Source organism: Acidovorax sp. (assembly GCF_027492855.1).
Lineage (GTDB): Bacteria > Pseudomonadota > Gammaproteobacteria > Burkholderiales > Burkholderiaceae_C > Acidovorax.
Genome location: NZ_JAPUDY010000068.1, coordinates 29,617 through 48,858, shown reverse-complemented (window position 1 = coordinate 48,858; position 19,242 = coordinate 29,617). Strand labels below are relative to the sequence as shown.

12 protein-coding genes are annotated in these 19,242 nt (G+C 64.3%); 2 read left to right on the top strand and 10 right to left on the bottom strand.

Annotation, left to right across the window (positions count from 1 at the left end; genetic code table 11):
• Positions 1-38: 38 nt before the first annotated feature.
• The gene (locus Q0105_RS13270; protein WP_298212540.1) at positions 39-401 is read right to left on the bottom strand and encodes an MliC family protein; all 363 of its coding nucleotides are present in this window, start codon (positions 399-401) and stop codon (positions 39-41) included.
• 649 nt (positions 402-1,050) lie between these two features.
• Between Q0105_RS13270 and Q0105_RS13265 the strand changes: the two genes are divergently transcribed.
• Positions 1,051-2,235, top strand: a complete 1,185-nt coding sequence (locus tag Q0105_RS13265; protein WP_298212575.1) for an MFS transporter — start codon at positions 1,051-1,053, stop codon at positions 2,233-2,235.
• On the opposite strand, the gene Q0105_RS13260 is transcribed toward Q0105_RS13265, so the two are convergent.
• Positions 2,201-2,683: a hypothetical protein gene (locus tag Q0105_RS13260; RefSeq protein ID WP_298212538.1), complete on the bottom strand. Its 483-nt coding sequence runs from the start codon at positions 2,681-2,683 to the stop codon at positions 2,201-2,203. The genes Q0105_RS13265 and Q0105_RS13260 overlap by 35 nt on opposite strands.
• A 97-nt stretch (positions 2,684-2,780) precedes the next feature.
• Here Q0105_RS13260 and Q0105_RS13255 point away from each other — a divergent pair, with 97 nt between their 5' ends.
• Positions 2,781-3,161 (top strand): MerR family transcriptional regulator, encoded by a 381-nt coding sequence (locus Q0105_RS13255; protein ID WP_298212536.1) that lies wholly within the window; start codon positions 2,781-2,783, stop codon positions 3,159-3,161.
• Between the two features lie 76 nt (positions 3,162-3,237).
• Here Q0105_RS13255 and Q0105_RS13250 read toward each other — a convergent pair whose 3' ends face one another.
• The 8 genes from Q0105_RS13250 to Q0105_RS13215 form a co-directional block, all read right to left on the bottom strand.
• Positions 3,238-4,878 (bottom strand): SpoVR family protein, encoded by a 1,641-nt coding sequence (locus tag Q0105_RS13250; RefSeq protein WP_298212534.1) that lies wholly within the window; start codon positions 4,876-4,878, stop codon positions 3,238-3,240.
• Positions 4,875-6,140 (bottom strand): YeaH/YhbH family protein, encoded by a 1,266-nt coding sequence (locus tag Q0105_RS13245; protein WP_298212532.1) that lies wholly within the window; start codon positions 6,138-6,140, stop codon positions 4,875-4,877. The genes Q0105_RS13250 and Q0105_RS13245 overlap by 4 nt, the downstream gene beginning before the upstream one ends.
• 57 nt (positions 6,141-6,197) lie before the next feature.
• Positions 6,198-8,120: a PrkA family serine protein kinase gene (locus tag Q0105_RS13240; protein WP_298212530.1), complete on the bottom strand. Its 1,923-nt coding sequence runs from the start codon at positions 8,118-8,120 to the stop codon at positions 6,198-6,200.
• Positions 8,121-8,355: 235 nt separating this feature from the next.
• Positions 8,356-9,582 (bottom strand): FAD-dependent monooxygenase, encoded by a 1,227-nt coding sequence (locus Q0105_RS13235; protein ID WP_298212528.1) that lies wholly within the window; start codon positions 9,580-9,582, stop codon positions 8,356-8,358.
• 37 nt (positions 9,583-9,619) lie between these two features.
• Entirely contained in the window at positions 9,620-12,133 is a 2,514-nt protein-coding gene (locus tag Q0105_RS13230) for an EAL domain-containing protein (RefSeq protein ID WP_298212525.1), read from the bottom strand.
• Complete coding sequence (locus tag Q0105_RS13225; protein WP_298212523.1) at positions 12,130-15,453, bottom strand: EAL domain-containing protein; 3,324 nt, start codon at positions 15,451-15,453, stop codon at positions 12,130-12,132. Before Q0105_RS13225 ends, Q0105_RS13230 begins: the two co-directional genes overlap by 4 nt.
• Positions 15,454-15,622: 169 nt before the next feature.
• Complete coding sequence (locus Q0105_RS13220; RefSeq protein WP_298212521.1) at positions 15,623-18,571, bottom strand: aconitate hydratase; 2,949 nt, start codon at positions 18,569-18,571, stop codon at positions 15,623-15,625.
• 177 nt (positions 18,572-18,748) lie between these two features.
• Positions 18,749-19,156, bottom strand: a complete 408-nt coding sequence (locus Q0105_RS13215) for a hypothetical protein (protein WP_298212519.1) — start codon at positions 19,154-19,156, stop codon at positions 18,749-18,751.
• Positions 19,157-19,242 lie beyond the last annotated feature (86 nt).

Below are 19,242 nucleotides of genomic sequence, written 5' to 3'. Positions count from 1 at the left end.
CCCTTGAAATCAGATCAATTTGGCAGCTAGCTAGTTAACTAGTGAACCCCTGCCACCATCATCGCGGAGCGGCTGCGGCACCAGATCGGTGCCAGGTGGCCGATATGGATGGTCAGCTCATTGCCCTTGCCCAGCACGGTGGTCGGGCCGTTGCTGAAGGCATAGCCGGTTTCTGCGGCCTGCTTGGGCAGGTCCACCGTCCAGCCGCTGCGCCGCAACACGCCCTTGCCCTCTTCGGGGTAGAACTGCATTTCCACCTTTTCGCCGTTGCCGCAAGCGTATTGCATGCTGCTGCCGCTCGTCGGCTCAGTGAAAGCCTGCAAGGCGGGAGGCTGGCTCGCGCAGCCCGACAGCATGAGGGTTGCCAACGCACCCGAACTCAGCAAAACCATCGTCTTCATCGCTCACTCCTGACATCGCGGCACGCCCTGGCGGCGCAACCGACAACTTTCATCCAACAGCTTGGGGCCCTTGGCTGTTTACCAAGCACAAACCTTGCCACCACCTTCACTACCCTGCTTGGAGAGGCCGGAACCAGCGATTTCAGAACCGTGGCCCCCACTCGGCACAGGGCATGGGTCAAGATTGCCCCAGACCCCCTGGCCCGTCATTGGGGTGTTCCCCACATCGAGAGCGCTCTCTAAAGTCTGCTACGGCCCCATGGCATGCCCATGACGGCCGAAACAGCCCTTGAAGTGGCGCTGTATTGGGCACATCGGCGGCACCAATACAAAAAAGAAACATCTGATTACAGGTATTGGGATGAAAAACACGGCGTCTTCTCGGCGACTGGCTCCTTGTTTCTGGTAGCACTGGGATTAACCCTAGGATTTCAGGCAAAGAGCCCTCTGCGCCCTTTTTTGAGATTCCCGCCATACGGCCTCTCCCCGCCTTCTACCCGTCGGCGACAGCAGCCCGCCCCCGGTACAGGTAACCTCCTGAGGCCCAACGCTCTCGCCATCCATCGCCAATTTCTGGAGACTCCGCCCCGTGCCAGCGCCCCTGCCCACCCCAACCGCCCCTGTGCTGCCGCCCCGCGCCGCCTGGGCCATGCTGCTCGCCCTGGTTTCGGGCTTTGGGTTGAGCCAGGCGTTTCGCACCGTCACCGCCATCATGGCCACCGGGCTGCGCGCGGAGTTCGGGCTGTCGGCGCAGGCGCTCGGTGTGTTCGCCGGGGCCTTTGCCTTCGCGTTCGGCAGCATGCAGCTTTTCATGGGCGTGGGGATCGATCTGTACGGCGTGCGGCGCACGCTGCTGGTGGCGTTTCCGTTCACCATCGCGGGCGCGCTGCTGTCGGCGCTGGCACCCAGCTATGGCGGGGTGCTGCTGGGCCAGGTGCTGATCGGCGTGGGCTGCGCACCGGCCTTTTTGGTGTGCACGGTGTTCATTGCGCGCTACTTTCCGGCCAGCCGTTTTGCCATGGTGTCGGGCGTGGCCTTGGGCGTGGGCGGGTTGGGCATGCTGTTCACCGGCACGCCGCTGGCCTGGCTGGTGCAGCAATCGTCCTGGCGCATGGGCTTTAGCGTGCTGGCGGGCCTGGCGGCGCTGGCCTGGCTGCTGATCTTCTGGAAGGTGCACGAACCTGCCCAGGCCGACCATGGCACGCAGCCACGCGAATCGGTGGGCAGCGCGGTGCGCGGCTTTGGCGCGCTGTTTTTGCTGCCACACACCGCCGGCATCATGCTGCTGGGGCTGATGACGTATGCATCCTTCCTCACGCTGCGCGGGCTGTGGCTGGGGCCGTTGCTCATCGAGCGGCACGGCTACTCGCTGGTGGCCAGCGGCAACGTGGCCATGCTGTCGTCGCTGGTGTCGCTGTTCACCCCCGCGTTTTTTGGCCGCATAGACCCAGGGCCCGCACGGCGCAGGCGCTGGCTGGTGGGCTTTACCGTGCTGGTGGCGGGGCTGTTCACCGCCATCGGCCTGCTGCACGCCGAATGGCTGGACGTGGGCGGCGCCATCGCCGTGGGCCTGCTGTCGGGCTACATGGTGCTGCAGTATTCGGACGTGCGCTCTGCCTACCCAGCCGCCATGACGGGGCGCGCCATGGCGGTCTTCACCATGGCACTGTTCCTGGGCGTGGCGCTGATGCAGTGGGTGACGGGCCTGGCCGCATCGCTGGCCGCCGCACGGGGTGCTGACCCGTATGTGGCGGTGATGCTGACCATTGCGGGCATGCTGGCCGTGGGCGCCATCGCCTTCAAGTGCCTGCCCGCGCCGGCCCCTGCGCATTGAGTCGCCTTGTGGGGCCTGGGGGACACAGGGCCATGCCCACGCCCGCCACAGGCCACCACTGCAGCACGCCAAAAATCAGCTCGAACAGAGTGAAGCCCAGCACGATGGCATTGGCCCCGTGGGCCACGGCGTAGATCTGCCAGGCGGCGAACAGAAAGCGCGCCACACCGTCCAGCCGCCCCAGCAGCAGCGACGGCGCCACGATGCGCGCCACCGACCACACCACCACCACTGAGCCGAGCAGGTTGGCCAGCAGCATGTGGGTGGTGTCGAGCGAATGCAGTGTGCCCGGCAATGCGAGCGTCTGGGCCAGCAGGTTCAACTGAGCGTAGAGCCAGGCAAAGGTCCAGGGCAGAGCAAACGGCCAGGTGACGAGCAGGTCGTACCAGCCGCTGGCGCGCACGATGCGCAGATAACGGGCAGAAGCCAAGGCGGGGATGTAGTGCATGGAAGGAAAACCCTCTGTGGATGGATGAAGCCGGAGCTTCCACCTTGAAGTACGCTTCAGGGTCAAGCACTTTGTGACTTTATGGAGGGAATGCGCCATGCTGATTGGAGAACTGGCCACCGCCTCGGGCCTGAGCCGCGAAGCGTTGCGCTTCTATGAACAGCAGGGCCTGATCCGTGCGCGGCGCCTAGCCAACGGCTACCGTGACTACCCGCCCGAGGTGGTGACGCTGGTGCAATACATTCGCACGGCGCAGCAGTTGGGATTCACGCTTGCCGAGATTGGCGACCGCTTGCCCGGCATCTGGGACGCCCCCGAACCCGGCCCTCTGCTGAACCAGGTGCTGGCCAGCAAACTTGGCGAGATCGACACACGCATCGCCGCACTGCAGGCGCTGCGCCAGACGCTGGCTGAACGCGTGACCACCGAATGTCCGCTGCGCTCAGTCAAGCCCCATGCTGCATCCACCAAGCCCTGAATTCACATAAAAATCAGGGCCCAGCGCTTATTCATCAAGCGCAAATAGCTATAAAATTTATAGCATTTTGCAATGATCAAACCGTGGATTCGGTGGGCGCGGGCACCGTGTGCAGCAGCACCGGGTTGTTGCCATAAGCATCCACACTCTCGATCTGCACGCCAAAGCCCCACAGCCGCGCCACATGCCTGAGCACCTCCCGGGTATCGTCGGCCAGGGGGCGGCCCTGGTACTGGGTGTGGCGCAGGGTCAGGCTGCGGTCGCCGCGCAGGTTCACGTTCCACACCTGGATGTTGGGCTCGCGCGTGCCCAGGTCGTACTGCTGCGACAAAATTTGGCGCAGGTTGCGGTAGCCGTTTTCGTCGTGGATCTCGCTGACCAACAGATCGTTCAGAACGGGATCGTCATGCAGGGCAAACAGGCGCATCTCGCGCATCAGGCGGGGGCTCAGGTACTGGCCGATGAAGCTCTCGTCCTTGAAGTTGCGCATGGCATGGTCGAGCGTGGGCAGCCAGGGGGTGCCCACGATGTCGGGGAACCAGCGCCGGTCTTCGTCCGTGGGGTTCTGGCAGATGCGCTGGATGTCGCGGTACATGGCAAAACCCAGTGCGTAGGGGTTGATGCCGCTGTAGGCGCGGTGCCCCACCGGCGGTTGGTAGACCACGTTGGTGTGTGATCCCAGCCACTCCACCATCACCCCGTCACTCAGGTAGCCCTCGTCGTACAGGGTGTTGAGCAAGGTGTAGTGCCAGAAGGTGGCCCAGCCCTCGTTCATGACCTGGGTCTGGCGCTGGGGGTAGAAATACTGCGCGATCTTGCGCACGATGCGTGCGATCTCACGCTGCCAGGGCTCCAGCAGGGGCGCGTTCTTTTCGATGAAGTACAGGATGTTTTCCTGCGGCTCCTGCGGAAAGCGGTTGTGCTCTTGCGCCGCGCCGTCCTTGCCGGGGCGGGTGGGCAGGGTGCGCCAAAGGTCGTTGACCTGCTGCTGGGCATAGGCCTCGCGCTGCGCGCGCTCCAGGCGCTCGCGCGCCAGGTTTTTCTTGGAGGGGCGGCGATAGCGGTCCACCCCGAAGTTGGCCAGCGCGTGGCAGGAGTCCATGAGCCGCTCCACCTCGTCCATGCCATAACGTTCTTCGCACTGGGCCACGTAGTCCTTGGCATACACCAGGTAGTCGATGATGCTGGACGCATCGGTCCACATGCGAAACAGGTAGTTGCCCTTGAAGAAGCTGTTGTGCCCATAGGCGGCATGGGCAATCACCAGCGCCTGCATGGCGGTGGTGTTCTCCTCCATCAGGTAGCTGATGCAGGGGTTGGAGTTGATGACGATTTCGTAGGCCAGCCCCATGTGCCCGCGCCGGTAGCGCCGCTCGGTGGCCAGAAACTCCTTGCCGTAGCTCCAGTGGCGGTAGTTCACCGGCATACCCACGCTGGAATAGGCGTCCATCATCTGCTCGGCGGTGATGACTTCGAGCTGGTTGGGATAGGTATCGAGGCCAAAGCGCTGGGCCGTGGCCGCAATGGCACTGTGGTAGCGCTCGATCAGCTCGAACGTCCAGTCGCTCGGGTCGGGCAGCGGCTGCGCGGGCCGTGCCCCGGCGGGCAGGGGCTGCGCGGGCACATCGCGATGGCGGCGCTCACCAACGACGGCGGTCTTCCAGGGGTTGTCGCGGATGCGGCGCTCCAGCACCGGATACTGGGCCATGTTGTTCATATCTGTACCCCCTCTTTCTTGAAGAGGTCGCGGAACACGGGATAGATGTCGCCCGGCTCGGAGACCTTGCGCATGGCGAAGTGGGCGCACACCGGCAGCAACTGACTGTATTCCTCCCACAGGTTCTGCTCCTCCTCGGCCACCTGCACATAAGCAAAGTAGCGCACCAGCGGCAAGATGCGGTCCACCAGCAGATTGCGGCAGTTGCCGCTGTCGTTGTTGAAGTTATCGCCATCACTGGCCTGGGCCACATAAATGTTCCAGTCACCCGTGGGGTAGCGCGCCTGGATGATCTGGTCGAGCAGCACCAGGGCGCTGCTGACCACCGTGCCCCCACTTTCGGTGGAGTGGAAAAACTGTTCTTCACTCACCTCGGCGGCCTGGGTGTGGTGGCGGATGAAGACGATGTCGATCTTCTCGTAGTGCCGCGTGAGGAACAGGTACAACAGGATAAAAAAGCGCTTGGCCAGGTCTTTGCGCGCCTCGTCCATGGAGCCCGAAACATCCATCAGGCAAAACATCACCGCTTGGCTGTTGGGCACGGGCACCGGGGTGCGGGCCCGAAAGCGCAGGTCGATGGGGTCGAGGTACGGAATCCGGTCGATGCGCTCCTTGAGCATGTCGATGCGGCGCTGCAGCTCGGCCACCGCCTCGCTGGTGCCATCGTCCTGCGCCAACAGGGCGTCAAGCTGTGCCTGCAGCGCCTGCAGCTCACGGTGCGGGGCCTTGCCCAGGGCGATGCGCCGGCCTAGAGCGCCGCGCATGGTGCGCAGCACGGCAAGGTTGTTGGGAATGCCGTACTGGCTGTATCCGGCACGGCGCGACTTCCATTGCGGGTTCTCGCCGATGTGCGTGCGCAGCAGGTGCGGCAGCGCCAGGTCCTCAAAGAAGAGCTGCATGAACTCTTCCTTGGTCAGCGTGAAGGTGAAGTCGTCCTCGCCCTCCCCGCTGTCGCTGGCCTGCGAGCCACGCCCGCCGCCCCCTTTGGGCCGCTCGATGCGATCACCGCGCACATGCTCGGCATTGCCGGGGTGCACCACATCGCGGACGCCCCCCTGGCCGTGGTGGAACACCGGTTCGCCAATGTCCTTCTTGGGAATGGTGATGTTCTCCGCCTGCTCGATGTCGCGGATACCGCGCTGCGACACCGCACGGCGCACGCTGTCCGCAATCTGCTCCTTGAAGCGGCGGACAAAACGCTCGCGGTTGCCCACGGACTTGTTCTTGCCTGCGAGCCTGCGGTCGATGATTTGGAGTGCCATCTGCTTCGCTCCCATGCATGGGCCAGCGCCCCAGTGGCGCGCTGACCATCGGATCGATTAGCTGCTCTTGCGAACGCGCAGGTACCACTCGCACAACAGCCGCACCTGCTTGGGGGTGTAGCCCTTGTCCACCATGCGGGTGACGAAGTCCTCGTGCTTGCGCGCTTCTTCGGCACTGGCTTTGGCGTTGAAGCTGATGACGGGCAGCAGCTCCTCGGTGTTGGAGAACATCTTCTTCTCGATCACCAGGCGCAGCTTCTCGTAGCTGGTCCAACTCGGGTTATTGCCCTGATTGTTGGCGCGCGCGCGCAGCACGAAGTTGACGATCTCGTTGCGGAAATCCTTGGGGTTGGCAATGCCCGCAGGCTTCTCGATCTTCTCCAGCTCGGCGTTGAGCGCGCCCCGGTCAAACACCTCGCCAGTGTCGGTGTCGCGGTACTCGTTGTCCTGGATCCAGTAGTCGGCATACGTCACGTAGCGGTCGAAGATGTTCTGCCCGTACTCGCTGTAGCTCTCCAGATAGGCTGTCTGGATCTCCTTGCCGATGAACTCGGCATAACGCGGCGAGAGGAACTCTTTGATGTAGCTGGTGTATTTGGTCTCCAGCTCAGCCGGAAACTGCTCGCGCTCGATCTGTTGCTCCAGCACGTACATCAGATGCACCGGGTTGGCCGCCACCTCGGCGCTGTCGAAGTTGAACACCTTCGAGAGGATCTTGAACGCAAAACGCGTGGAGATGCCCGTCATGCCCTCGTCCACGCCCGCGTAGTCGCGGTACTCCTGGTAGCTCTTGGCGCGCGGGTCGGTGTCTTTCAGGCTCTCGCCGTCGTACACCTGCATCTTGCTGAAGATGCTGGAGTTCTCAGGCTCCTTGAGCCGCGTGAGGATGGCGAACTGCGACATCATCTTGAGCGTGCCCGGCGCGCACACGGCGTTGCCCAGCGACGATTCGCGGATGAGTTTTTCGTAGATCCGGCTTTCCTCGCTCACGCGCAGGCAGTACGGCACCTTGACGATGTAGATGCGGTCAAGGAAGGCCTCATTGTTCTTGTTGTTGCGAAACGCCTTCCACTCGCTCTCGTTGCTGTGGGCCAGCACCACACCGTCGAACGGAATGGCGCCAAAACCCTCTGTGCCCTTGTAGTTACCCTCCTGCGTGGCAGTGAGCAGCGGGTGCAGCACCTTGATGGGTGCCTTGAACATTTCCACGAATTCGAGCAGGCCCTGGTTGGCCAAGCACAGGCCGCCGCTGTAGCTGTAGGCGTCGGTGTCGTCCTGGGCGAAGGTTTCGAGCTTACGGATGTCCACCTTGCCCACTAGGCTAGAGATGTCTTGGTTGTTCTCATCGCCCGGCTCGGTCTTGGCGATGCCCACCTGCTTCAGGATGCTGGGGTAGCGCTTGACCACCCGGAACTGGCGAATGTCGCCGCCGAACTCCTCCAGCCGCTTGACTGCCCAGGGCGAAAGCACCCGCTGCAGGTAGCGCCGGGGAATGCCGAACTGCTCCTCCAGCACCGCACTGTCTTCCACCACATCGAACAGGCCCAGCGGCGACTCGTTCACTGGCGAGCCCTTGAGCGCATAAAACGGCACCTTCTGCATCAGGTACTTGAGCCGCTCGGCGATGGAGCTTTTGCCCCCGCCCACCGGGCCCAGCAAGTAGAGGATCTGCTTGCGCTCCTCCAGCCCCTGTGCGGCATGGCGGAAGAAGCTCACCACCTGTTCGATGGAATCCTCCATGCCATAGAACTCGGCGAACGCGGGGTAGCGCTTGATCACTTTGTTGGCAAAGAGGCGCGAGAGGCGCGGGTCGTTGCGCGTATCCACCACCTCGGGATCGCCGATGGCGGCCAGCATGCGCTGGGCTGCCGTGGCGTAGGCCATGGGATCACGCTTGCATTCGGCGAGGTACTCGTCGATCGACATTTCCTCTTCGCGGCTACGGGCGTAACGCGCAGTGAAACTGCTGATGGCATCCATACGACCTCCTGTGGCGGCACCCCTGGCGGGCTCAGGGAGTGCCACGGTGTTGCAATGGGAATCGCTACCGGCGCATCTCTTTGTAGCACCCCGCTTCGCCGTTGAACAGGGGAATTGCGTGCCCATTCAGTGCTTTTTACAACCATGTCCGAACGCGGTCGGAGCGTGTCACACTGTAAGGATTTGGTCTTCGATCACTACACCGAAGTACCTTGGTCATCCAGCGCTATCAGCCTCACAGCGAACTGGCGCTGGAGCCATCGCCCCGGTACAGCCAGGGCACATCCAGCACCCGCTCGCCCAGCAGGCGCAGCGATAAATCCCGCCCCCAGCGCACGGCCCCCGTGGCGTGGAAGATGCGGCCGTTGCGCGTGGAGCGGGCCTGCACCCGCGCATTGCGCTGCCAGCGATTAAGAGCAAAGCGGGTGAGGCGCAGCGGCACCTCCATGTCGTGCATGGCCAGCGCGCGCTGCAGCTCAGCCGCATCCTCAATGGCCATGCCTGCGCCCTGGGCGAGGTAGGGGCGCATGGGGTGGGCGGCATCACCCACCAAAGCGACCAAGCCACGCGCCATCTCGTCGGCGCTGCGCACCGGCGGGCGGTCGCACAGCGGCCACAGGCGCCAGCCTGCCGGGCCACCATGCTCGCCCACGCTGCGCACCACATCCTGCAGCGCGGTGCAGGTGCCTTGCAGGGCGTGGCTCAGGCCCTCGGCATTGGCGGCGTGGTCCCAGTTCTCCAGGTCTTCTGGCGCGGGGCCTTGCACGATGACGACGATGTTCTGCAACTCGCCCCGGCGCACGGGGTATTGAACCGCGTGCAGGCGCGGGCCCAGCCAGGCCGTGACCTGGCCGGTGCGCAGTGCCTGGGGCAGCGTCTGCTGGGGTACCAGGGCGCGGTAGGCCAGGTGCCCCGTCACACGCGGCGCCACACCACCCCCCATATTCGCCAGCAGTTGCGTGCGCGTGCGGCTCCACAGGCCGTCAGCACCGATGAGCGCATCGCCTTCCACCTCCTTGCCCCGGCTGGTCCGCACGGTAACGACGTCACCGCTGTCGGTGAAACGGTCGATGGCGTGGTCCAGATGGAGCTGCGCGTCGCTGCCCTGGGTCAGCCCGTCCAGCAGCAGGCCGTGCAAATCCGCACGGTGGATGGTGGCGTAGGCAGCGCCGTAGCGTTCGACCGCTGCGGGTCCAAGCGGCAGCACGGCCAGCTCGCGGCCGCTGACGGCACTACGCACCTGCAGGCGGCTGGGAAAGGCAGCCACGGCCTGCAGCGCCCGTTGCAAGCCCCAGGCCTGCAGGCGGCGCACCACGTTGGGCCCGATCTGCACGCCGGCCCCGACCTCGCTGAACGCCGCGGCCCGCTCGTACAACCGCACATCCCAGCCCGCGCGCGATGCGCCCAAAGCGGCGGCCAAGCCACCGATGCCGCCACCGGCGACCAATACCTGTTTTCTCATGCCGCGATTGTCGCGCGCAAGGGTGGGCCCGCTTTTGTCACAGCGCAGGCCGCAGCGCCCTCTCCAGCACCTCGGGCGGCATGGGGCGGCCGAAAAGGTAGCCCTGGAAGGCCTTGCAGCCGTGGCGTTGCAGAAATTCGAGCTGCCCCGTGGTCTCCACACCTTCAGCCACCACGCCCAGATCCAGGCTGTCGGCCAAGGCCAGGATGGTGCGCACGATGGCGGCGTCGTTGGGGTCGGTCTGCAGGTCGCTCACAAAGCTCTTGTCGATCTTGAGCTGGTCGAGCGGCAGGCGCTTGAGGTAGCTGAGTGATGAGTAGCCCGTGCCGAAGTCGTCGAGCGAAAAACTCACGCCATAGCGGCGCAGATGCTCCATGCGCGCGATGATGTCCTCGACATCGGCCATCAGCAGGCTCTCGGTGAGTTCGAGCTTGAGGCGTTCGGGGTTGGCGCCCGTGGCGTCCAGGGCGCCCAGCACCTGCTCCACAAAATCAGGCTGGCGGAACTGGCGCACGCTCACATTCACCGACAGGAAGAACTGCCGCGTGAGCGCGCTGCGCGACCAGGCCACAAGCTGCCTGCAGGCGGATTCCAGCACCCACTGGCCCAGCGGCAGGATGAGCCCTGTTTGCTCCGCCAGCGGGATGAACTCTGCCGGTGACACCATGCCCCGGCGCGGGTGCAGCCAGCGCACCAGCGCCTCGGCACCCAGCAGGCGGCCCTTGCCGTCCACCACCGGCTGGTAATAAAGCACCAGCTCTTTCTCTTGCAGGCCTCGGCGCAGGTCGGCCTCCAGGGCCGAGCGGTTGCTGACGGCGGCCTGCATGTCGGGGTCGAAGAACCGCTGGGTGTTGCGGCCCGCAGCCTTGGCCTGGTACATGGCCAAATCGGCCTGTTTGAGCAGTTCGTCCGCGCTGACGGTTTGCTGGCCAAACAGCGCAATCCCGATGCTGGGCGTGCTGTGGTGGCTGGACTCGCCCAAGGTATAAGGTTTGCCCAGCGTGGCGGCGATGTGGCTGGCCACCAGCGCGGCCTCGGCGCTGGCGTGTGCATCGTCTGCGCTGAGCCCTTCCACCAGCACCACGAATTCGTCCCCGCCAAAGCGGGCCACGGTGTCGGCTTCACGCACGCACTCTTTCAGGCGATGCGCCACCTGTACCAGCAATTGGTCGCCCGTGTCATGGCCCAGGGTGTCGTTCAGGTCCTTGAAGTTGTCAAGGTCGATGAACAGCAGGGCGCCCTGGCCCTCCGAGCGCGCCACCATCCGCGTGGCGTGCTGCAAGCGGTCGGCCAGCAGACGGCGGTTGGGCAGGCCGGTCAGGGCGTCATAGAACGCCAGGCGCTCGATCTTGAATTCCACCTCTTTGCGCTCTGTGATGTCGCGGCCCACGCCCCGGTAGCCGCGCAAGGCGCCCTTGGCGTCAAACACCGGCACGCCGCTGATCGATATCCAGTGCGTGCTGCCATCCGGTCGCTCGCGCTGCAACTCCAGGTCGCGAAACGGCTGGTGCGCAGCCAACACCGCGCGGTGGGCATCCCAGTCGGTCCCGGTCATGTTGAGCGCGCCGAGCTCCCAGCGCGTGCGCCCCAGCACGTTCGGCAGCGGAATGCCGTTGACGCTCAGATCACCCGCCAACTGCACAAAACGGCCTTCGGCATCGTGCTCCCAGTACCAGTCGGACGACAGGTCGCTCAGTGACCTGAACCGCGCTTCGCTTTCGCGCAGTTCGTTTTCCACGCGCACGTAATCGCTCACATCGGCAAAGGTGCGCACCAAGCTGCCGTCGTCCAGCGTGGTGGTGCGCACCTCGTACGTCTGGCCATCGCGCGTGGTGCGCCAGTACAGCGGGGGCGCCGCAGACTTGGCGCCGTGGGACACGTAGTCAAAACCACGCCGGTCCACCAGGCTGTACCCATCGCCAAAATCGCCCCGCTCCGCCTGTATGCAGGTCAGGTCGGCCAGTGTGGGGCGCGAGGCCATCAGAGATTCGGGCAGGTCGAGCAGCTCCAGCACGCGCTGGTTGTAGACGGTGATGCGTCCTTCAGGGTCTGTCTTGAAGATGCCCTGGCTCATGCTGGCCAGCGTGGCTTGCAGCGCCGTGCGATGCTCTTGCAACATCTTCAGCGCCTCTTGCCAGACGCGGGCATCCACCATGCGCACCGGCTGGTCCTTGCCTTTGTCGCTCTGCACCAGGGCCACCAGGCTGTTGAGCAGATCGCTCAGGTGCGAGACCCCATCAGGCTCACGCAGCACGTAGTCGCCCAGCCCACAGCGAAAGGCCCGTGCGGCCAGGGCTTCCTGCATGGCGTCGATGCACATCAGCACCGGGCGGCCCGCGCACAGCTCCAGCAGGCTGGGCAATTCCTTGTCGGAGGGTTTGAGGCACAGCACCACAACGTCCCAGGGCTGCGATGCCAGAGGCGCTGCCGCTGTTTCGGGGGTCGGGCTGTGCACGACCCGCCAGCCGGGGTGGCGCTCGGCCATGAGATCGCGCGCAGCCGAAACATGCTGCGCGTCGATATCCACCCAAAGAACACCCACGCTTTTCATGGCTTGAGTCCCTCCAGTACGGCGACCAAAGGCTTGGACGTGGATCCCAGCTGGTGCTCACGTAAGAAAGCATCCACAGGGACCGGCCGTCCAAAAAGATACCCCTGAAACCCCTCACACCCATGCAGCCTCAAAAAGCTCAGCTGCCCCGTCGTCTCCACCCCCTCTGCCACCACCTCCAGGTCCAGGCTCTTGGCCAGCGCCAGTATCGTCCTCACGATCGCCGCGTCGTTCGGATCCGCCAGCACGTCCCGCACAAAGCTTTGGTCGATCTTGACCTGGTCCAGCGGCAGCCGCTTGAGGTAGGAGAGGGAGGAGTAGCCGGTGCCAAAGTCGTCGAGCGCAAACCCCACGCCTTCGCTTTTGAGCTGGACCATGCGTGCGATGGTGTCTTCGATGTCTCCCAAGAGCAGGCTTTCCGTGAGTTCGAGTTTGAGGTTTCTCGGATCTGCGTTGTGGCTTTGCAGGGTTTGCAGGACTTCGGCCACGAAGCCCGGTTGCCTGAATTGGCGGGCGCTGACGTTCACGGAGATGGAAAGTTGGGCGGTGCTTTCGTGTTGGCTCCAGCGCTGTAGTTGTTCGCAGGCGGTTTGCAGCACGTATTGGCCCAGGGGCAGGATGAGGCCGGTTTGTTCTGCCAGGGGGATGAAGTCGCCGGGGCTGATCATGCCGCGCTCTGGGTGGCGCCAGCGCACCAGGGCTTCTGCGCCCATGAGGCGGGCGTGGTGGTCTACGACGGGCTGGTAGTGCACGAGGAGTTCCCCGCGTGCCAGGCCTTGGCGCAGGTCGGCTTCCAGGTTGGAGCGGGCGTTGACGGCCGCTTGCATGTCGGGGTCAAAGAAGCGTTGGGTGTTGCGCCCTGCGGCTTTGGCCTGGTACATGGCCAGGTCTGCGCGTTTGAGCAGTTCGTCGACGGTGAGGCGTTCGTCTCCGTACAGGGTGATGCCGATGCTGGGGGTGCTGTAGTGTTGGCCGCCGTGCAGGTCAAAGGGCTGGTTCAGGCTGGCCAGGAGTTTTTCTGCGACGTTTTCCGCCTGGCTGGCCGCTTGCTGCAGGTCGGGGGCCAGGGCTTCGAGCATGACGACGAATTCGTCGCCGCCAAAGCGGGCGACGGTGTCGGCTTCGCGCACGCTGGCCACCAGGCGGGTGGCGACCTGGGCCAGGAGCTGGTCGCCCATGTCGTGGCCCAGGGTGTCGTTGAGGTCTTTGAAGTTGTCGAGGTCGATGAACAAGAGGGCCCCGAGGTTCTTGGTGCGCTGGCAGGCGGCGATGGAGCGTTGCAGGCGATCGAGCAGCAGGCGCCGGTTGGGCAGGCCGGTCAGGGCGTCGTAGAACGCCAGGCGTTCGATCTCTTGTTCTGCTCGCTTGCGGTCTGTGATGTCGCGGCACACGCCCAGCACGCCGGTCACGCGGCCATGCAGGTCGCGGATGGGGGTCTTGATGGTTTCGAACTGGCCCTGGTAGCCATCTTCGGCAAATGTGAGCGTCTCTTCATACACCAGGGGCTGCCAGGCCTGCATGGCGCGTTGGTCGTATTTGCGAAAACGATCGGCCTGCGCGGGCCCCACCAGATCGTAGTCATTGCAACCCACGATCTGGCGCTCGGGACGGCCAGCAAAACGCTCGAATACAGGATTGACCGACAAATACACGCCCTCGGCATCCTTGAGGAACACCAGGTCCGGCATGGCGCTGACCACACGGGCCAGTTGCGTCTTTTGCTGGGCCAGTTCCTCCTCGGCACGCTTGAGCGCCGTCAGATCGTAGGCAAACACCACCACCGCCGGGGTGCCCACCCCGGTGACGGCTTCGGGGGCGACGGTGGTGTGGCGGTACTGCATGCCATCCCGCCCAGGGATGCGGTTCTCAAAAACCGCCGTCTCTCCGGCAAAGGCTTTTTCGAGGTGGGGCTGCATGCGCGCAAACACTTCGTGCGGAATCACATCCTGCAAGCGCCGACCCTGTATCTCCTCTGGGGTCTTGTACAACCAACGCGCCTGTTGCTCGTTCACATACAGCACGCGCAGGTCGCGGTCGAGCCGCGCCACCCCGCCGGGCACCAGGCGCAGCATGCTGGCCAAAAGTGCCTCCTGGGCACGCGCGGCCTCCTCGGCCTGGCGGTGGACGGTGATGTCGGTCTGCACCCCGTCCCACAGCACGCGGCCATCTTCGAGCAGGCGGGGCGATGAGCTCAGGTGCATCCAGCGCACCTGGCCGTCGGTCCGGCGCATGCGAAAGGCCGCCTCCATGCTGCTCATGGTCAAAAATGAGTTTCTTTCAGCCTCTCGCAGGCGGTCGATGTCTTCCGCCAGCACCTGTCTGTAAAGCACCTCCGAGTCGTTCAGCACATCCTCTACACGAACCCCGTTGAGCCGCTCAATGGCATCGCCCATGTGCGCGAAATGCGCGCGCCCATCGAGTTCGCGCACCACCTGGAACAAGACGCTATGGGGCAGGTTGCGCCCCAGCAGCGAGAGCCGGCTCTCACTCTCGCGCAGGCGGCGTTCCGTCTTCTTGACGCGGGCAAAGGGCCTGCGAATGCCAACGTCAAACACCGCCTGGTACAGCAACGCATAGGCAAGCACCCGAAATCCATGGGCCAGCGGGCCGCCGATGGACGCGTGCCCACCCAGCGCCCCCACGGTGAGTTCACCACACGCAAAAGCCATGGCAGCCCAGGCAAAAAGACGGTCGCTGTGTTTGTCGCCATGGCGGAGGGCGCGGCGATACAACACCACGGCGATTGCCGCCAGCGCAAGTGCCAGCACAAACGCCAACCCTCGGCGCAGCACGCCACCAGCGGCCTGGGCCAGCCACTCCGGCAAAATCCCCATGGCCGTTGCAATCACCCCCAGCGTGATGGCCCCCGCAACCGCCAACCAAGCCCTGGGAGCGCCCGGCGCGGACAGGCGCATGGCTGCAAGCCCCAGGGTCACGACCTCGGCCACCCGTGCCCAGGTGCTCAGCCACAAAGAGATGCCTGCACTGCCTTCGGGCATGTGCACCGGGGTCGAGTGCGCCACCACTCCATGCAAAAAATTACAGGCTGCGGCCACCCCGAACCCCGCCACGAGCACATTGGCACGGGCCTGCTCATGCGAATCCAGGGCATGCAGCGACACCGACACCACCAGCAGCCCCAGCAGCACGGCTGCCAGCTCCAGCAGCGGCTCAAGGCCGTGTTGCGCGCCCGCCCCGTCGCCCAACATGCGCACCAGGGGCAGGATCACCAGGGCCAGCACCGCCACCACCAGCACCACCGTGACGGCGGGCGCGTCCGACGGGGAGGGTCGCGCAGGCGGGGGCTGGTTGGTGGACATAGAAAGAGGGAAGATAAGGTCGGCTGAATCAGTGGTGAATGCAGTGGTACGCCATCAGTGTATCTACGTGTAAAGAAATAACAAAAACCCCTTGCACATCTCAGCACTCCCCGCGTTTCTTCCAAAAAAAACGGGGCCGAAGCCCCGTTGCAGTCGCATTAAAAGCGCGTCAGCCTTCCAGCAACTGGCGCAGCACAAAAGGCAGGATGCCCCCGGCCCGGTAATAGTCCACCTCGATGGGTGTATCGATGCGCAGCGTCACCGTCACCTTCTGAAGCGTGCCATCAGCGCGGCGGATGACCAGTTGTGCATCGCTTTGCGGCGTGAGCGCGGCATCAGGCACCACGTCGATGACCTCATTGCCTGTCAAACCCAGCGATTCCCACGAATCACCCGCCTTGAACTGCAGCGGCAGCACGCCCATGCCCACCAGGTTGGAGCGGTGAATGCGCTCGAAGCTGCGGGCCACCACGGCCTTGATGCCCAGCAGTTGCGTGCCCTTGGCCGCCCAGTCGCGGCTGGAGCCCGTGCCGTACTCCTCGCCCGCAAAAACGACCGTGGGCGTGCCCTGGGCCATGTACCGCGTGGCGGCGTCGAAGATGAACATCTTCTCGCCCTGCAGCGGCCCCTCGTTCTGGAACACGGTCGCCCCGCCCTCCTCGCGCGAGCCATCGGCCAGGGGCGGAATCATCAGGTTCTTGATGCGCACGTTGGCAAAAGTGCCACGCACCATCACGTCATGGTTGCCTCGGCGGGCGCCATAGCTGTTGAAGTCGGCCTTCATCACGCCATGCTGCAGCAGCCACTGGCCTGCAGGCGAGCTCTCCTTGATGGAGCCTGCGGGTGAGATGTGGTCGGTGGTGATGGAGTCACCAAACAGCGCCATGATGCGGGCGCCGTGCACAGCCACGGGTTTGTCATCATTTTGGCCTCCAGCGCTTTTTCCATCAGCGCTAGCAGCTCCTTTTTCGATAGCAAAATCAGCAAAGAATGGTGGCTCGGCGATGTAGGTGCTGGCGGGCCAGGTGTAGGCCGTGCCGCTCACGCCCTTGATCTTCTCCCACAGCTTGCCGGGGTCGGTGGCGACCTTGGCGTAGTTCTCGCGGAAGGCCTTGCCGTTCATCGCGAACTTGAGCAGGGCATGAACCTCTTCGCTGCTGGGCCAGATGTCGCCCAGGTAGATGTCCTTGCCCCCCTTGCCCTTGCCGACCGGATCGGTCATCAAGTCCTTGAGCACCGTGCCCGCGATGGCGTAGGCCACCACCAGCGGCGGGCTGGCCAGGAAGTTGGCCTTGAGGTTGGGGTGGATGCGCGCCTCGAAGTTGCGGTTGCCCGAGAGCACGGCCGCGCACACCAGGTCATTGTGGGTGATGGCCTCGTTCAGCTCGGGCGTGAGGTCGCCCGCATTGCCGATGCAGGTGGTGCAGCCGTAGCCCGCCAGCGCAAAGCCCAGCTTCTCCAGATAGGGCATCAGGCCCGTCTGCGTGAGGTATTCGGTAACGATGCGCGAGCCGGGCGCCAGCGATGTTTTGATGTGCGGCTGCACCTTGAGCCCCGCCTCGACCGCCTTCTTGGCCAAAAGGCCTGCGGCCAGCAGCACGCTGGGGTTGCTGGTGTTGGTGCAACTGGTGATCGCTGCGATCAGCACATCGCCATTGCCAACCGTCAGTGCCTTGCCGGGATCGGCGGGCAGCTCGCACACCGCCGTGGCCTGGGCGGCATCGTCCTGCGCCGTGGCCAGGGTGGGGCGGTTGCCCACCATTTCCACCACCGAGCGCTCGGCGCCCGGCTGCGGCGGGGGCGCGTCCTTGGCGGCCTCGCCTTCGCCGCAGCCCACGCGGTGGCGGCGCAGCAGGCGCTCGGCCGGCTGGTTGAAGCCGTTTTCGGCACTGGGCTTGCTGAACAGGTCGGCAAACTGGCTGCTGACCTTGCCCAGTTCGATGCGGTCTTGCGGGCGCTTGGGGCCAGCCAGGCTGGGGGTGACGCTGCCGAGATCCAGCGTCACGACCTGCGAATAGTCCACCTCGCCCGCCAGTGGCACGCCGAACAGGCCCTGGGCCTTGAAGTAGGCCTCGAAGGCTTCGATCTCACCCTTGGTGCGGCCTGTGCCCTTGAAGTAATCGATGGTCTTCTCATCCACCGGGAAGAAGCCCATGGTGGCGCCGTACTCGGGCGCCATGTTGCCGATGGTGGCGCGGTCGGGCAACGCCAGCGTGCGTGTGCCTTCACCAAAAAACTCCACGAACTTACCCACCACCTTGTGCTTACGCAGCAGCTCGGTCACGGTGAGCACCAGGTCGGTGGCCGTTACACCTTCGCGCAGTTGGCCGGTCATCTCAAAGCCCACCACATCGGGTGTGAGGAAGTAGACCGGCTGGCCCAGCATGGCCGCCTCGGCCTCAATGCCGCCCACGCCCCAGCCGACCACGCCGATGCCGTTGATCATGGTGGTGTGGCTGTCGGTGCCCACCAGGGTGTCGGGGTAATAGACATTGTCCTTGCGCTTGTGCACGCCGCGCGCCAGGTATTCGAGGTTGACCTGGTGCACGATGCCGAAGCCCGGCGGCACCACGCCAAAGGTGTCAAAGGCCTGCATGCCCCATTTCATGAACTCGTAGCGCTCGCGGTTGCGCTGGAACTCAAGCTTCATGTTCAGGTCGAGCGAATTCTTCTTGCCGTAGTAGTCGATCATGATCGAGTGGTCCACCACCAGGTCCACGGGCACCAGCGGCTCGATCTTCTTGGGGTTCTTGCCCAGCTTGGCGGCCACGCTGCGCATGGCGGCCAGGTCGGCCAAAAGCGGCACGCCGGTGAAATCCTGCAGCACCACACGCGAGACAACGAACGGAATCTCGTCCTTGCGCTCAGCCTTGGGCGCCCAGTGGGCCAACTCTTTGACATGCTCGGCCGTCACCTTGCGGCCATCGCAGTTGCGCAGCACCGATTCGAGCACGATGCGGATCGACACCGGCAGCCTGTGGATCTGGGGAAACTGTTTGGCCAGTGCAGGCAGCGAATAGAACTGGCCCTCCTTGCCAGACGCTGTCTTGAAACTCTTGAGGGTGTTGGCAAACGCGTGGCGGGCGGGCTTTGGCGGCAACTTGCGTGGGGCGACCATGGCGAACTCCTGAGAAAGGCGATAACGCCCATTTTGGCAGCCCTGCATAGCGGTGCAATCGTGGGGCCATGTGCGCCACGCCAGGTCGCGCACCCCCAATAAACCCATAAAAATCGCCACCAACGCTTGATGAACAAGCGTTTATAGCTATTATTTTTATAGCAACCAATAGGCCTGTCAGGCTGCAGCCCAGGTGCGCAGGCGGCGCACGCCCATCCACTGCAGCTCGGCCAGTACGACCACCGACACCCCATGCACCACCAAATAGGCCTGGCCCAGCAGGGTGGGCGTGAGCGCGGAGCCCAGCAACAGCCCCAGGCAGGCCAGCGCCCAGGCAAAATTGCCCACGATCAACACCCACAGCCAGCCGCGCGGCATGGGCTCGGACCGCGCAATCGCCGTGGCCAGGGTTGCGTAGCCCAGCAGCATCACGCCCGACACCAGCAACAGCCCCTGTGGCAAACCCAGCCACTCGGCCAAGGGCGCCATCAGCAGCAGATGCAGGGCGCCCAGCAGAACACCCGTGGATGCATCGAACCAGACCACGGCACGCAGGAATCGGGGAGAAGACATCAGTGAGGACATGAAAAGCTCCTTGGTGGAAGAAAGAAGGCTCCATCGTTCCCGCCCCGGCGCGGCGCGTCGATGACCTGGCAGGTAATGGCCCATGC

What these genes read in the sequence shown, in the direction of transcription:
- Q0105_RS13270 (WP_298212540.1), bottom strand. Translation starts at nt 401, where the DNA reads ATGAAGACGATGGTTTTGCTGAGTTCGGGTGCGTTGGCAACCCTCATG.
- Q0105_RS13265 (WP_298212575.1), top strand. Translation starts at nt 1,051, where the DNA reads ATGCTGCTCGCCCTGGTTTCGGGCTTTGGGTTGAGCCAGGCGTTTCGC.
- Q0105_RS13260 (WP_298212538.1), bottom strand. Translation starts at nt 2,683, where the DNA reads ATGCACTACATCCCCGCCTTGGCTTCTGCCCGTTATCTGCGCATCGTG.
- Q0105_RS13255 (WP_298212536.1), top strand. Translation starts at nt 2,781, where the DNA reads ATGCTGATTGGAGAACTGGCCACCGCCTCGGGCCTGAGCCGCGAAGCG.
- Q0105_RS13250 (WP_298212534.1), bottom strand. Translation starts at nt 4,878, where the DNA reads ATGAACAACATGGCCCAGTATCCGGTGCTGGAGCGCCGCATCCGCGAC.
- Q0105_RS13245 (WP_298212532.1), bottom strand. Translation starts at nt 6,140, where the DNA reads ATGGCACTCCAAATCATCGACCGCAGGCTCGCAGGCAAGAACAAGTCC.
- Q0105_RS13240 (WP_298212530.1), bottom strand. Translation starts at nt 8,120, where the DNA reads ATGGATGCCATCAGCAGTTTCACTGCGCGTTACGCCCGTAGCCGCGAA.
- Q0105_RS13235 (WP_298212528.1), bottom strand. Translation starts at nt 9,582, where the DNA reads ATGAGAAAACAGGTATTGGTCGCCGGTGGCGGCATCGGTGGCTTGGCC.
- Q0105_RS13230 (WP_298212525.1), bottom strand. Translation starts at nt 12,133, where the DNA reads ATGAAAAGCGTGGGTGTTCTTTGGGTGGATATCGACGCGCAGCATGTT.
- Q0105_RS13225 (WP_298212523.1), bottom strand. Translation starts at nt 15,453, where the DNA reads ATGTCCACCAACCAGCCCCCGCCTGCGCGACCCTCCCCGTCGGACGCG.
- Q0105_RS13220 (WP_298212521.1), bottom strand. Translation starts at nt 18,571, where the DNA reads ATGGTCGCCCCACGCAAGTTGCCGCCAAAGCCCGCCCGCCACGCGTTT.
- Q0105_RS13215 (WP_298212519.1), bottom strand. Translation starts at nt 19,156, where the DNA reads ATGTCCTCACTGATGTCTTCTCCCCGATTCCTGCGTGCCGTGGTCTGG.